The sequence below is a fragment of the Marinobacter fonticola genome, from assembly GCF_008122265.1.
Taxonomy (GTDB): domain Bacteria; phylum Pseudomonadota; class Gammaproteobacteria; order Pseudomonadales; family Oleiphilaceae; genus Marinobacter_A; species Marinobacter_A fonticola.
Genome location: NZ_CP043042.1, coordinates 3,888,049 through 3,902,275 on the forward strand (window position 1 = coordinate 3,888,049; position 14,227 = coordinate 3,902,275).

Here is a 14,227-nt window from a genome sequence, read left to right on the forward strand (position 1 = left end):
ATAGCATCACTTTTATCGCCTGCACCATGGATCTATACTACTGCGCTCCGGGTGGGTACGTGCCCTGAGCCTGCAGTCTGACTCGGCGATCTCATCCTCTCAAACATGGAAGAAGAGAGGCTTATGACTCGTTCAAGAACACCGATGACATCTGTTGACCGCTCCTGGTTGCGGATGGAATCTCCAGAAAATCCAATGATGATCGGCGTCGTCCTGGTGTTCGACGAGCCCATTTCAATAGTGCGTTTACGCCAAGTGCTCGACGAACGATTCCTACGCTTTCGCCGGTTTCGTCAAACCGTCGCCCATTCCGGCGACCGCACCTACTGGCAGGACGACCTTTCGTTCGATCTGGACAACCACATCCAGATCATCGCATTACCCGGCAAGGCCGATCAGCATGCGCTGCAGTCGCTGGCCAGCGACCTGAACAGTGCGCCGCTGAACCCCTTTCGTCCGCTGTGGCAGATCCACTATGTGGACAACTATCAGGGTGGCTGCGCGCTCGTCATACGCATTCATCACTGCATTGCCGATGGCATCTCGCTGGTGCGCGTACTCATGGCCCTAACCGACGACGCCCCCGGCCGGCACCTGCATTCGGTGCCCAGCGTGGAGCATCAGCGGGAAACGCGCTGGGAACGTCTGCGTCGTGGCGCGAGGGAGCTGCGGCACAGCGCGGCGACAGGAATCGAGCAGCTCGGCTATTTCCGCAAAAACGTGCAGGACAAGCCCTCCTATGCGCTCAAGCTGTTGCGCACTGGCGGCCAAATTGGCATGGAATGCGCCAAGCTGGCACTGGCCCCTGCTGATCCACCGACTCTGCTGAAGGGCTCGCTCACCGGCCGCAAGCGTGTTGCCTGGGCCGAACCTCTCCCCCTCAAGGACGTTAAGGACACTGCTAGAGCGCTCAAAGGCACCGTCAACGATGTACTGATGACAGCTGCCACCGGCGCCATTCATCAGTATTTGGTCGACCAGAATGAGACACCGCCGGACTGCGGCATTCGGGTTGCGGTACCGTTCAATTTGCGCCCTCTACGCCAACCGGTGGAAACGCTGGGTAATCAATTCGGGCTGGTGCTGGTACCTCTACCGGTGGATGTCGTGTGCCCGCGCATGCGCTTCCGCCAAGTGCAAGATCACATGAACCGGCTCAAACGCTCCTGGCAGGCGCAGGTCACCTATAGCCTCCTGGACTTGTTTGGACGAGGCCCGGACATCCTTGAGCGGCGTGCGCTGCACCTGCTTAGCCGGAAGGCTTCAGCGGTGCTGACCAACGTACCAGGCCCGCGCAAGCACGTTTACCTGGCCGGAGCCAAACTGACCCAACCGATGTTCTGGGTGCCGCAGACCGGCGGCATTGGTATCGGCTTGAGCATTTTCACCTACGCGGACACGGTTCAATTCGGCATTATCGTCGACAAGAATCTGGCCGTGGACCCGGCGCGGGTGATGGATGCCTTCTCCCAAAGCTTTGCCGATCTACAAAGCGTCGCTGGCAAGCCGGGCACCTATCCGCAAGTAGAGCGTCGTAGAGCGGCCGCCTCCGTTTAATGGCCGGGCCTGGCTTCACGCGCAAAAGGCGATAAGAGCAAATACGGAGTCAGCCCACGATTTAAGCCTTGAAGTCGTAGGCTTCAGCCCCATATACTCTCTTCAAAGGGGGACGACATGGCTTCGACGCCGGTTGCAAACCCTTGGGTGCATGTCGAGATGGCAGCCAATCTCGTTAATCCAAAGCTGCATTCAAATAGTCGCAAACGACGAAAACTACGCACTAGCAGCGTAAGCTGCTAGTCGTCCTGACTGGGGTGCCTGTAACCCAGAAGCAACACCTCAGGACGTCATCGCTTACAGGATGCTCTATCAGTCAGAGCTCACTGGCTGATGGCTAAGATATAAAGAGCTCGCCTCTTGCGCCCTGACCTTCGGGCCGCTTGAGGTTAAATTAATAGAAGGAAGCTAAGCATGTAGATCTCAAGGCAGAGTACTGGCGGACGCGGGTTCGATTCCCGCCGTCTCCACCACGATCCTTAAAAAGCCTCTGATTTTCAGGGGCTTTTTTATTCCCGGCGGAAGCTCACTACTCACTGGAACGCACATTCGCTGTGAGGCGCAAACCGAGGTACAAAAAAGCCGCTGAACGACAGCGGCTTTTCGATAACCTGAACACATGCGCTGGCGAGACTTAGAAATTCTCGCAGCGAGCAAACGTTTCCTCGGGATGAGGTGCGTCGATAGCCTGCGCCTCGTGCTCCTGAAGCTCCTCTTCGATTCCAGCCGTTATTTCTTCCAGCAGCGCCAAACCCTGCGCATACGACAAGCCCACCTGGAAGAGTTCTCCGTTCGGCTCGACCACGATGTGGTATTCGCGTGTCACTTCGCCGTTTTCGCGGACGACTGAAATCTTCATCAGCTTATAACCGCTGATGTCCTTCACCACCATTGCAGGCATACTACGCTCCCCTCTCAATAACCTGACAGTTGAGCAGTTTGCCACCACTCCTCCCTCTTGTGTGTAGTGTTTTGAAATGCAATTGTTTTCCCCATTTCACATTTTTCACGAAGGCTAACGGTGGGGCACTTTATGCAACATAAAGCCGCAAATTACTGCCTTGTTTTGCCATGCAAAACGCGCATTCCGTATGCGGTATTCCAATGGATGGAGACGAGCTTGCGAGGTGGAAAACGGGACGTTTGCAGGAGGGAATCTGCACCAGATTCAGGCCGAAGAACGCTCCAATACGCCGACTAACGAGACATCGGTTACAGAGCTACCGATCCGGCTTACAGATTATTACGATCATTCGGAGAAAAGCGGAGCAGCTTAAGCCGTAAACCAACGCAAACGACCAGCACCACAGTCTACTCGTCCGTGGACCCGGAGAAACCCGAATCTCAGCTGCTCGAATTGGCTACCCCCACCTACGTTCGCGCCTCTTAAGGGACAGATCACAGTCGCGCTGACAGGCGACGAACGTGTGTTGAGGGACACTGGCAGCCACCGTTTACCCTTCGCTGTATAGCCCTACCGTCTTGCGGTCGATCAGTTCGCCATCAGCGTCGTACTCGAAATACCCGAAGAAGCTGTCTTCCATTGCCCAGGCATTAAACCGGGCAATCAGGTTGCCTTCCCCGTCGACGAGTTGGAAGTTTTCAGCTTCGTAGGTGGTCGCCCGCTCAGGATCGGGCTCGGAATCGAGGTGGACCAAGTGATGGCCTTCAGGAATGCGGATGCTTCTCTTGAGTTGCTGCTCAATCATGATCGCCTCCTTTTAACGCATGAGTCGTTGTGCTCAAACGTTGATCAGTAAGCGACGTTAAACCATTTAACGCGGCTCGACAATCAAACTTCTTGAGCCCAGCAAAAAGATTCTCGCTGTCATATTTTCCTCATATTTCACTGTCATACTGCGGCTCAGGCGACCGATATCAGCAGCCCGCCTGCCGCCGATACTACCACCACAATCCACGGTGCCACTTTCCAGACGGTCAGCATGACGAAGCAAACCAGCGCCAGAGCAAAGGCGCTAGAGCCCGTGATGGCGGCGGTCCATACCGGGTCGTAGAGAGCCGCGCCAAGAATCCCCACGACCGCTGCATTTGTCCCGCGCATCAGCGCCGGAGCCCAGGCGTTCTGCCGCAAGGATGCCCAGTATGGCAAGACGCCAACCAGCAGCAAAAACCCGGGTACGAAGATAGCCACCAAGGCGACTAGAGCCCCGGAAACGCCACCGAGAAGCGTGCCGAGGTACGCGGAAAAGGTGAAGAGTGGCCCCGGAACCGCCTGCGCCGCACCATAGCCAGCGAGAAAGTCACCGGCGCTCATCCAGCCCGAACGCACCACTTCCGATTCCAGCAAGGGCAGTACCACATGCCCTCCGCCAAAAACCAGCGCACCGGCGCGATAGAACACGTCGAATAGGTCTATCAGCCGGGACGGTGCTGCCGAGGCCAGCACGGGTAAACCTATCAGCAAGAGGACAAACGCCACCAAAGCGAGGATGCCGACCCGGCGAGTCACCGGATGAGCAATATCCCGGGCTGCTTCAGCCACTCCGCTTCGGCAGAAGCTATAGCCCGCTATCGCTCCAGTAAGAATGGCAAACACCTGTCCGCCCGGGCCACCAAAGCCGACCACAATCAACACTGCAAGCACGGCAATGGCCGACCGTGTGCGATCGGGACACAGGCTGCGCGCCATACCCCATACCGCCTGAGCGACAATGGCAACCGCAACGATTTTCAGGCCGGACACAACGCCCTGTCCAATGGTGTTGTCCAAGGCAAAACCGACACCGGCCAACACGGCAAGCAGAATCGCGGACGGCAGGGTGAACGCCACCCAGGCCGCCAATGCACCCGCGTAGCCGCCCCGGAGAAGGCCGATGGCAAAACCCACCTGACTGCTGGCCGGCCCCGGCAAAAACTGACATAAGGCGACAATATCGCCGTAGGCCGCGTCACTCAGCCAACGGCGGCGTTCGACGAACTCCGTTCGAAAATAGCCCAAATGAGCGATGGGGCCGCCAAACGACGTCAGACCCAACATTAGGAAGGCGCGGAAAATTTCTGCACATCGCCGCAAGACGGCCTCCGGAAATACGTCGCTTATTCGACAGGCGGGTAGCGGCTACTCGCAGCTTGGTTAGAGAGCATCAGCTCTGACCTGCAGAGCGATTCAGTCGCCAACGACAAAAAATCTCTTGGGAATTAAAGCAAAAAAATGGCCGGTCAAAAGCCGGCCAAAAGTTTCACAGTGTAATAACAGAAGACTGACACGCATCTCAGATGTCATTTGTTCAGCTTAGAGCGGCGACCATTTCAGTTTCATGACACAAGCCTCGTTCGAGGTTCGACGGTCGCAACCGAGGCCGGTCGTGAGCTCAATACGCCATAAATCAGGGAGAAAGGACTAATGCTCATGAGCGGACATGGCCTCCGAAGATCCTGGGCCATGCTCAATCCGGACGTCCAGTTCGATGTTGTCCTGTTGAGCGAATTTCAGCGTCAGCGGGAAGCTTTTGCCTTCTTTTAGCGGCTCGTCGAGATTCATCAGCATCACGTGATAGCCATTCGGCTCAAACCGCACGGTTTCACCGGGCGCGATTTCCAGACCGCCCTCTACGGCGCCCATACGTAGGGTGCCGCCCTCTTCCCGGGTCTGATGCATACTGGCCATATCGGTTATTGGCGTACTGATACCTTCGAGGATTGCAGCCCTGTCGCCGTGGTTACTGATAACGAAATAGGCGGCGCCATTGATAGGCTTCACCGGCGGCGTAGGCCGGGCCCAGGGCTGGTCGACCTGGATGCCCTGATGGTGGGATTCATGCGCCATCGCACCTGACGCCGTCAGAATGGCATACGTCAACATCATGGATATCATAATGCGTGTCGCTACTTGCATAGATTGCCTCCGGAAATCCGTTCTGCTCCAATGCTAGAACCTTAGCATGGCAGTGGCCATTCGACTCCCGAGTTCAACCATCACCTTTAGAGATATTGCCTTTGGAGGCATTACAGAAGGGCGAGGAGTGGAAGGCGGCGCTGACAACACAACCGGTCATTTTTGCTTGCCAAAAATAGCGGAGGGTGCTTGCCAAAAATAGCGGAGGGTGCTTGCCAAGATCTACGGAGGGTACTTGCCAAAAATAGCGAAGGGCGCTGGCGCCCTCCACTCCACGCGCGTTGCCAGCTCATTGGCAACTTACTTTCAGGGCCCGTCAGGCGGCCCGGCATCGCAGCCGCTTTATCATTTCATTGGCCGCCGAATAGCTGGTCAGTGCCCGCAGATAACTTTCCACTGTGGAAAGATAAGTACAGGTTAACAACGTGCCTTCTCCGTCGATCAAAACCTTGAATTCCGTGGGTCGGTCCGTGTGCTTATCGGCAAAAACCTGAATCGGGCCTTCGCTGAGTAACAGCTCCATAACAGCGTCCTCCGGTACAACGGATGGGGCGGCTGACGTCATCAGACGCCTACTACTAATGTAGCATGCGGGAATTATCTGTCAGGCACATTGACATAGGTTATGACGCAACAGAAGAAGGGCCATGTCCGTGTTCAAACCGCTAGGTGTGGACGATGAGAGTGTGAACGATGAGAGGGCGTCCGATCTGCTTGCACAGATGCCGGGCTAAGGCCCGGCATTTTCTGGCCCAAAGTCTAGCCAAAGTGAAAGAAGGCAACTTTGTTGCCATCAAGATCGTGGATGTAGGCGCCGTAAAATCGATCCGCAATACGCTGTCCCGGCTCGCCTCCACACGTCGCACCCAGATCGATAGCCTTGCGGTAGCAGTCATCCACGGCTTCTTTCGATCCCGGTTGAAACGCAACCATGTTGCCGTTGCCCGGCTGGTTGGGTTGCTCGTTGTGGGGTGTACAGACCGCCAGCATGGGTTCGCTCATGCGCTTGCCGATAAACGCAATGCGCCCCATATCCATGAGCACTTTGCCTCCCATGTCGGCTAACAGGTTGCTATAGAAATCCTTGGCCCGTTCCATATCGCTGACGCCGATCGTGACGTATCCAATCATGAGTCGTGCTCCTTTTGTGTGTCCCATTGCCGATTTTCAGCGGTGTCGACGCGTAGAGTCGCCCTTTCGAGAAGCAGCATACGTTAAGGGAGTCGAAGCAGGCCAGCTTCGAGAATTCGCTTGCCGGCGAAGAAAAACTGACTAAAATGCGCGCAACCTGCTCATCGCCAGACGTACCTTGATGTTCATATCCTTTGATATCTTCCGCACCCTCGGCTTTCCCGACACCCGCGTCCTAAAGCCCGAGCAAATGTTTGCCGAGAAAGAATTGCTGCGTAGCGCGGACTGGGTACTATTTCCCGAATATTGGCAGCTCAACGCGCTGGTGCACGGATTAAAGTGCCGGGTCTTCCCAAGCATAGCCAGTTATCAGATCGGTCATAACAAGATCGAAATGACCCGCGCCTTTCAAATGCTGGTACCCGGCCACACCCCGTTTACCGTCATTGAAGCTAACGGGCCTCAAGAGCGGGAAAAGATCTGGGACACGCTGCCACTGCCGTTTGTCGCCAAGTTGCCGCGTGCGAGCATGGGTGAAGGTGTTTGGCTGATCGAGAACCGGGCCGACTGGCAACGCTACTGCGAGCGCACCGACGTGCTCTACGTCCAGGAATACCTACCTATTGACCGGGACCTACGCATCGTCGTCATCGGCTACCGTGTGGTCACGGCTTACTGGCGTCATCAAGCCGAGCAGGGTTTCTACAATAACGTGGCCAAAGGCGGCCGCGTGGAGCATGGGCCAGTCCCCAAAGCGGCGACCGATCTCGCTCTGCGCGTTGCCCGGGAGCTTGGCGTCGATCACGCCGGTTTCGATGTGGCCATGGTGGGCGGGCACCCGTACCTGCTGGAGTTTAATCGCCTGTTCGGCAACCAGGGCCTGCAAGGTGGCATGCTGCGTGAGGCCATCCTCGACTACCTACAGCGGGAGGCCTCTCCCCAGGACCCGGACGGACCACCTCCGCCCCAGGAGCTGTTCCCCATCGCGGTCTGAACGATGGAGCCTCTGGATAATGCCAGGCTGCGCGTTTTGCGTGGCCTGTACATTATTGTCAAACCCGTCTCGTATAGCCTAGAAAGCCCTTAAATTGAGGCACCCAGCCAACCAACCTAAGGGATTGTGCGTATCTACGTTAATGATTCGAGAAGTTATATATGAGCGTTTGGATGGATCCGGCCTTCCGGTTGGGATGACCAAACCGCTCCAATTGCCCTCTGCGGGAACCGAGGCTTGTGTAGCTGCCTAATCTTTCCGCTATACTCTGGCGCTTATCCATAATCAAGTGACGAAAAACACAGGGAACCCCTCATGCGCACCGCGTCCCGCTTTGCCATTGTCATCGTTGTTCTGGTGGTCGTTCTTGGCGGCATTTTCGGTTATACCTTCCATCGATTCGGGAAAATGCAGGAGCAAATGTCCCAGCCCCAGCCGCCCGCTATTGTAGAAGCGACAACCGCCCAGAGTGACACCTGGATCCAGGCCATCAAAGCCGTCGGCAGCATTACCGCCATTAATGGTGTCGAGATTGCCAATGAAGTGGCCGGGGTGGTTGAATCCGTTGGCTTCGAATCGGGCGACCGGGTAAAGAAGGGCGACACCCTGTTGCGGATGGATACGTCTACCGACGAGGCGGCACTCCGGACCCAGCGGGCCGACGCGCAACTGGCACAACAGCAGTTCGACCGAAATGCAAACCTGCTGCCCAAGCGCGCGGTGTCCCAGGCTCAATACGATGAAGCTAAGGCTAACATGGAAGCGGCACAGGCCCGCGTGAACGAAGCAGAGGCCCAGCTCCAGAAGAAAGTTATCAAGGCCCCGTTCGATGGCACGCTGGGCCTGCGCCTCGTGGATCAGGGGCAATACCTGGGTGTCGGCACCTCAATCGTCGAGATCAACATGCTGGACCCGATCTACGTCGACTACACCCTCCCTGAAAAAGAACTAGCCAACGTCGATGTGGGACACGATGTCATCGCCACCGTCGCCGCCGTGCCCAACAAGTCCTTCCGCGGCAAGGTCAGCGCTATCAACAGCTCGGTTAACCCGCAAACACGCACGGTCCGCATCCGCGCCACCCTGCCCAACCCGGAGCAGGCGTTGCGGCCAGGCATGTTCGCGACGATCCAGACCGTTCGCCCGGAAGACCGCGACGTGGTGACCTTACCGCGTACCGCCATCTCTTTTAATACGTACGGCGACTTCGTTTACGTCTTAAAGAAGAACGATCAGGACCAACTGGTAACCGAGCGCCGTGGCGTGGAAACCGGGGGAACCCGAGAAGGTCGCGTGGAGGTCACCCAGAACCTGGACGCCGGCGAACGAGTTGTCGCCACAGGCCTGCTGCGACTGCGCGCCGACCAGCCGGTCAAGCTCGCGTCGGAAGAGGACACCTCATCATCCGCGAAACCGGGTGAATCCAGTGGCGGGGAGGCCGGCAACTGATGCGTTTCACGGACATATTCGTACACCGTCCTGTCCTGTCGACGGTTGTCAGTCTGCTGATCCTATTGCTAGGTGTACGCGCCGCCATGGATATGGAAGTGCGCGAATACCCGCAGCTGGAGAGCACGACCGTCACGGTGACCACCGCCTATCCCGGCGCCAGCTCGGACCTGATCAAGGGCTTTATTACCACGCCCTTGCAGCAGGCCATCGCCGAAGCCAGCGGCATCGACTACCTCACATCTACCAGCTCCCAAGGCACGTCGACCATCGAAGCCCACATGGAGCTGAACTACGACGCCAACGCCGCGCTGGCGGAGATCCAGGCCAAAGTGGCCAGTCAGCGCAACGTGCTGCCGGAAGACGCCCAGGACCCGGTAATCACCTCCACCACCGGTGACAGCACGGCGCTGATGTACATCGCCTTCTACAGCGAAACCATGCCGGTGCCGCGAATCACCGACTACCTGACCCGCGTGGTTCAGCCCAAGCTCCAGGCTCTCTCCGGCGTGGGCAAGGCCGAACTGCTGGGACGAACCTTCGCACTGCGGGTTTGGCTCGATCCGCAGCGTCTGTCGGCGGTCGACATGACCGCCAGCGAAGTGGTTCAAGTTCTACTCAATAACAACTACCAGGCCGCAGTTGGCAACACCAAGGGCGAATTGGTCCAGATCAGCCTCACCAGCGATACGGATGTGGGCAGCCTTGAGCAATTCCAGGACCTGGTCATTAAAGAATACGAAGGCTCGCTGATCCGGCTGCAGGATATCGCCCGAGTCGAGCTGGGTGCCGAAAGCTACGAGAACCTGGCGCTCTACAAAGGCCAGCCGTCCACCTACGTCGCCATCGAAATGTCCCCTGGGGCCAATCCGCTGACGGTCGCGGAGCTGGTCAAGAACGAGCTGCCGGGCATCGAAGCCCAACTGCCGTCCGAACTCAAAGTGGAACTGCCGTACGACGCCTCCGAGTTTATCGAGGATTCCATCAACGAAGTGGTTCAGACGCTGGGCGAAGCGATCATCATCGTTCTCGTGGTGGTTTTCCTATGCCTCGGCTCCTTGCGGGCTGCGATCGTCCCCTCTGTGGCGGTGCCGCTATCGATTGTTGGTGGCGCCTTTATCATGCTGATGCTCGGCTACTCACTGAACCTGATGACGCTGCTCTCCATGGTTCTCGCCATCGGCCTGGTGGTGGACGACGCGATCATCGTGGTGGAAAACGTCCATCGTCACATCGAGGCGGGTGAATCCAAATTCGATGCCGCAATCAACGGCGCGCGTGAAATGGCCACGCCGATCATCGCGATGACCACGACCCTGGTGGCGGTCTATGCACCCATCGGTTTTATGGGCGGCTTGGTCGGCTCGCTGTTCACCGAGTTCGCCTTCACTCTGGCCGGCACGGTGGTGATTTCAGGCATCGTGGCGCTGACGCTCTCGCCGATGCTATCGGGCAAGGTGCTCAAACCTCACGGTCAGCCGACCAAGTTTGAATCCAAGGTAGAGAACTTTTTCAACGGCTTGGCGAACGGCTATAGCCGGGCGCTGGCTTCAACCCTGGAAACAAAGTCGGTCACCATTTTCTTCGCCTTGGTGCTGCTGGTATCGATCTACGGCATGGTCTCACTGAGCCAGAACGAACTGGCGCCGAACGAAGACCAGGGCATCCTGCTGTTCCAGGGTACCGGCCCGCAGACATCGACCTTGGATTACCTACAAAAGTACGGTGCCGAGATGCAGTCCTTGATGGAAGAGCTGCCCGGCTACGACGAGACCTTCATGCTGCTGGGCGTCACCAGCCCCAACGCCGTCTTTGGGGGCTTCAAGATGAAGCCCTGGAGCGAGCGAGAGGTATCCCAGTTCGCGGTCCAGCCGCAGTTACAGCAAAAACTGCAACAGGTCACCGGCTTGCAGACCGCTGTTTTCCCGATTCCGGCCCTGCCCGGTTCCAGTGGCGGCCTGCCGTTCCAGTTCGTGATTACGACCGGCGCCAGCTATGACCAACTGGACGGCGTGGCGGACCAGCTACTGGGCAAGGCGATGGAGAGCGGTAACTTCATGTTCGTGCGCAAGTCGATCGAGATCGACCGGCCGATCACGACCATCAAGGTGGACCGGGATCGCGTAGCGGATTTAGGTCTGTCCATGCAGGACATCGGTCAGGCGATGTCGAGCATGCTCGGCGGCGGCTACATCAACCGCTTCAATATGGAAGGCCGCTCTTACCAGGTCATCCCCCAGGCCGAACGCTATGCCCGGGAGGATTTGGAAAAGCTGAACGAGTACTACATCCGTGCGGACTCGGGCGAACTGGTGCCGCTCTCCAGCGTTATTACCTTCGAGGAAGGTGTGGAGCCGTCCCAGCGCACCCAGTTCAACCAACAGAACTCGCTAACGCTGGAAGGCATTCCCATTGTGCCGATGGGCCAGGCCATCGATTCCTTGACCCAGGCCGCAGACGAGATTTTCCCCCAGGGCTTCACCTACGATTTCAAAGGGGATTCCCGCCAGTACGTGCAGCAAGGCAGCGCGTTGGCTGTGACGTTCTTCCTGTCCCTGTTGGTAATCTACCTTGTACTCGCGGCGCAATTCGAAAGCTGGCGTGACCCGTTTATCATCCTGGTCTCGGTCCCCATGTCGGTGGCCGGTGCCATGGCGTTTATCGTGACCGGCTTCACCACCATGAACATCTACACCCAGGTGGGCCTGATCACCCTGATCGGCGTGGTGTCGAAGAACGGTATCCTGATCGTGGAGTTCGCCAATCAGCTTCAACACGACAAGGGGCTGAATAAGCTGAAAGCGGTTATCGAGGCGTCGTCCATTCGCCTGCGCCCGATCATCATGACGTCACTGGCGCTGATCGTGGCCATGGTGCCGTTGTTGATCGCAGTGGGGCCGGGTGCTCAGAGCCGGTTTGCTATCGGCCTGACCATCGCGACCGGACTGGGGATCGGTACGTTGTTCACGCTGTTCGTACTGCCGGCATTCTATGTGCTGCTGGCGAAGGACCATAACGCCAGCCGGGACGAAGGCGCCAAGGCAAACGCCGAACCTGCGCAGTCTCCCTAGTCACCCTGAACGAATAGTCACGCTGATCGAATAGTCACGCTGAACGAGCAGCGGGCTCAAGAAAGGGGCCCAAGAAAAGGGCCCCTTTTTTGTTTTTACAGCTTGAATTGCCGCGGCCTTGAGACAGGGATGAGTCCCAAAGGCCGCCTACTTGTCCATCCAATTCAGAAACTGCTTGAAGCCGTCACGGTGCTACCCGCGCTTTGCCCTGCCAGAGCATTATTCGCCCCACCCTGCCAGACAAGCTGCTGGTCGGGGTCGCTCTCGCTACGCTTGATGCATTTCCACTCCGCGGCGGTATCCGGCGGGATCTCAACGGTACCGGTCCAGTTTGGGTAGTTGTCGGCAGACAGCATGATGGCCGAAGCCGGATTCCAATTGCCCAATTCGCCGGTGCTGCCGGTCACGTACACGCTCTGCCCCGTGACCGTAGTGCCATTCCGGCACTCAAAATTCACCGTTACCTGGCTGCCGGTCTCGTTGCCTGGGCCACCGGCATCACCGCCGCCATCGCAAGGCGCACCCACATGCAACGCCGCTGCCTGCATGGCGGGGACGTTCAGATTTATCTGCCCGCCCGACACGGTAATACAGGCACCGTCTCCCGCGACATTCTCGTAGCTGCCATCCGGCAGACCCGTGGCGAAGCTGCGATTAAGCGCGCCACCTTCGCGGTTGATCGCCACGAAGCCACGGTCGCCACGGCCAAAGGCAATCTGATCGTTGCCGTTGTCCCACCAATTGCTGACTCCGGTCCCCTCGGTTGCATTCCGGAAGGCCACCATGTTGGCGATGGAGGACCAGCGGTGTTCACAGATCCACGCGCCGCCACATTGGGCGGTGCCATTCTGATAGACCGGTGACGCCGGCGGTCCTTGGTCGCCGCCCGAAAACGCATAGCTGGACATCACCTTGGGATAGCCGTATGGCCAGGCCAGCATGAACACGTTGGCGAGGTTGTACAGCGCGCCGTCCTTGTAGGTGAGCACATTGCTACCACCGGCACCGTGGCCGCGCTGGTTATCGTGATTGTCGGTGAACACCACAGCCCGTTGGCTGCCGATAAAGCCCCAGTTCTCGCCAAACTGATTCAGGTTGCTGAGTTGCTGGTTCTTGAACACATCACCGATAGAGGCGCTGTAGCGAAACTCGGTCACGTCGGCCTGACCGGTGTACTCCGAAGCGCTGACCGCCTCGCCCCCCAGGTCGATTACTTCTTGAAAGGCATACAGATTGCCGTTCACCCGGCCGAGAATGCCGGCGATATCTCCCGGTGACATATGCTTGGCGGCGTCAATACGCACGCCCTTCACGCCCAGGTTGACCATGGTGTTGAGGTAGTCGGCGATGGTCTGCTGCACGTAGTTGTCGGCCGTATTCAAGTCCGGCAATCCCACCAACTGGCAATTGCGCACCCGCCAGGCATCGCCCGCATAGTCACCGCTGTTAATCGTGCAGGGACTGTGGAAATCCTGGCGGCTATACATCGGATAGCTCATGCTGCCGGCATCGTAACCGGAGCCCGCCGTACCGGTGCCCGACCCCGCCGCCGTATGGTTGATCACCGCATCGGCGTAGACATCGACACCCACGGCGTTGCAGCGTGAGACCATGTTGGCGAAATCAGCCGCATTACCGCTGCGGCTGAGCAACTGATAACTCACCGGCTGGTACCGGGTCCACCATTGACTACCCTGGATATGCTCTTGCGGCGGCGATACCTGTACCGCAGAAAAGCCCTTAGGCCCCAGAAAGCTCTCGCATTCCTCGGCGACATCGTTCCACGACCACTCGAACAGATGCACGAAGGCGCCCGCCTGAGCCTGGGACGCAGGACCGAGCAACAGCAATGAGGAAGCGACGGCAGCTAAGGCATGCCCTTGGTTGATTACTTTCATTGTTAGCTCCTTGAGCCTCCTTGAGAGGCTCTTCTTGTATTTGTTTTGGGGAGCATCCAACTGCGCAATTCATCACGCACGAGCAGCTGATGAATCATGGATTCCCATGTGCAACGTGCGCTGAACGGGGATTAACCAACAACCTCCTTCAAGACGCAAAAAAGGGGCGTAGCAAGGGGGCGTATCGGAGACAGAGCGCTCATTAACGCTGCCGGACAGCTTTGAGTCGCCGAGGGAAAACAGGGGGGGAAAGAAGACCCACGGCTTTAAA

General features: G+C 57.8%; 11 protein-coding genes and 1 other RNA gene. 5 read left to right on the top strand and 7 right to left on the bottom strand.

The features are described 5' to 3' along the window. Positions 1 to 123 precede the first annotated feature (123 nt). Together FXO11_RS17295 and ssrA are read left to right on the top strand one after the other, a co-directional pair. Positions 124 to 1,557 carry a wax ester/triacylglycerol synthase family O-acyltransferase gene (locus FXO11_RS17295; protein ID WP_227545951.1) on the top strand — a complete coding sequence of 478 codons (1,434 nt, stop codon included), beginning with the start codon at positions 124 to 126 and terminating at the stop codon, positions 1,555 to 1,557. Between the two features lie 108 nt (positions 1,558 to 1,665). Then, positions 1,666 to 2,030: a transfer-messenger RNA gene (gene ssrA, locus FXO11_RS17300) on the top strand. A 161-nt stretch (positions 2,031 to 2,191) separates the two neighbouring features. Here ssrA and FXO11_RS17305 read toward each other — a convergent pair. The 6 genes from FXO11_RS17305 to FXO11_RS17330 all read right to left on the bottom strand — a co-directional run bounded on the left by FXO11_RS17305 (position 2,192) and on the right by FXO11_RS17330 (position 6,544). Further along, a complete protein-coding gene (locus FXO11_RS17305; protein ID WP_148864192.1) occupies positions 2,192 to 2,458 on the bottom strand; it encodes a hypothetical protein in 267 nt (88 codons plus the stop codon). 553 nt (positions 2,459 to 3,011) lie between these two features. After that, complete coding sequence (locus tag FXO11_RS17310) at positions 3,012 to 3,266, bottom strand: hypothetical protein (protein WP_148864193.1); 255 nt, start codon at positions 3,264 to 3,266, stop codon at positions 3,012 to 3,014. A 155-nt stretch (positions 3,267 to 3,421) separates the two neighbouring features. After that, a complete protein-coding gene (gene chrA, locus FXO11_RS17315) occupies positions 3,422 to 4,591 on the bottom strand; it encodes a chromate efflux transporter (RefSeq protein WP_148864194.1) in 1,170 nt (389 codons plus the stop codon). A 327-nt stretch (positions 4,592 to 4,918) separates the two neighbouring features. Next, a complete protein-coding gene (locus tag FXO11_RS17320; protein ID WP_148864195.1) occupies positions 4,919 to 5,413 on the bottom strand; it encodes a copper chaperone PCu(A)C in 495 nt (164 codons plus the stop codon). Positions 5,414 to 5,729: 316 nt separating this feature from the next. Further along, entirely contained in the window at positions 5,730 to 5,978 is a 249-nt protein-coding gene (locus FXO11_RS17325; protein ID WP_148864196.1) for a hypothetical protein, read from the bottom strand. 194 nt (positions 5,979 to 6,172) lie between these two features. Further along, the gene (locus tag FXO11_RS17330) at positions 6,173 to 6,544 is read right to left on the bottom strand and encodes a VOC family protein (RefSeq protein WP_148864197.1); all 372 of its coding nucleotides are present in this window, start codon (positions 6,542 to 6,544) and stop codon (positions 6,173 to 6,175) included. A 181-nt stretch (positions 6,545 to 6,725) separates the two neighbouring features. On the opposite strand from FXO11_RS17330, the gene FXO11_RS17335 reads away from it, so the two are divergent. From FXO11_RS17335 to FXO11_RS17345, 3 genes are all read left to right on the top strand, one after another. Next, positions 6,726 to 7,538, top strand: a complete 813-nt coding sequence (locus tag FXO11_RS17335) for an ATP-grasp domain-containing protein (protein ID WP_148864198.1) — start codon at positions 6,726 to 6,728, stop codon at positions 7,536 to 7,538. Positions 7,539 to 7,853: 315 nt separating this feature from the next. Beyond that, on the top strand, positions 7,854 to 8,987 hold the full coding sequence (locus FXO11_RS17340; protein ID WP_148864199.1) for an efflux RND transporter periplasmic adaptor subunit: 1,134 nt from the start codon (positions 7,854 to 7,856) through the stop codon (positions 8,985 to 8,987). Then, positions 8,987 to 12,058 (top strand): efflux RND transporter permease subunit, encoded by a 3,072-nt coding sequence (locus tag FXO11_RS17345; RefSeq protein WP_148864200.1) that lies wholly within the window; start codon positions 8,987 to 8,989, stop codon positions 12,056 to 12,058. The genes FXO11_RS17340 and FXO11_RS17345 overlap by 1 nt, the downstream gene beginning before the upstream one ends. 164 nt (positions 12,059 to 12,222) lie before the next feature. Here the strand turns inward: FXO11_RS17345 and FXO11_RS17350 are convergent, their stop codons facing one another. After that, a complete protein-coding gene (locus FXO11_RS17350; RefSeq protein ID WP_148864201.1) occupies positions 12,223 to 13,956 on the bottom strand; it encodes a carbohydrate-binding module family 20 domain-containing protein in 1,734 nt (577 codons plus the stop codon). Positions 13,957 to 14,227 lie beyond the last annotated feature (271 nt).

Coding starts and splice junctions, on each gene's coding strand:
- FXO11_RS17295 (WP_227545951.1), top strand. CDS start 124: ATGACTCGTTCAAGAACACCGATGACATCTGTTGACCGCTCCTGGTTG.
- FXO11_RS17305 (WP_148864192.1), bottom strand. CDS start 2,458: ATGCCTGCAATGGTGGTGAAGGACATCAGCGGTTATAAGCTGATGAAG.
- FXO11_RS17310 (WP_148864193.1), bottom strand. CDS start 3,266: ATGATTGAGCAGCAACTCAAGAGAAGCATCCGCATTCCTGAAGGCCAT.
- FXO11_RS17320 (WP_148864195.1), bottom strand. CDS start 5,413: ATGCAAGTAGCGACACGCATTATGATATCCATGATGTTGACGTATGCC.
- FXO11_RS17325 (WP_148864196.1), bottom strand. CDS start 5,978: ATGACGTCAGCCGCCCCATCCGTTGTACCGGAGGACGCTGTTATGGAG.
- FXO11_RS17330 (WP_148864197.1), bottom strand. CDS start 6,544: ATGATTGGATACGTCACGATCGGCGTCAGCGATATGGAACGGGCCAAG.
- FXO11_RS17335 (WP_148864198.1), top strand. CDS start 6,726: ATGTTCATATCCTTTGATATCTTCCGCACCCTCGGCTTTCCCGACACC.
- FXO11_RS17340 (WP_148864199.1), top strand. CDS start 7,854: ATGCGCACCGCGTCCCGCTTTGCCATTGTCATCGTTGTTCTGGTGGTC.
- FXO11_RS17345 (WP_148864200.1), top strand. CDS start 8,987: ATGCGTTTCACGGACATATTCGTACACCGTCCTGTCCTGTCGACGGTT.
- FXO11_RS17350 (WP_148864201.1), bottom strand. CDS start 13,956: ATGAAAGTAATCAACCAAGGGCATGCCTTAGCTGCCGTCGCTTCCTCA.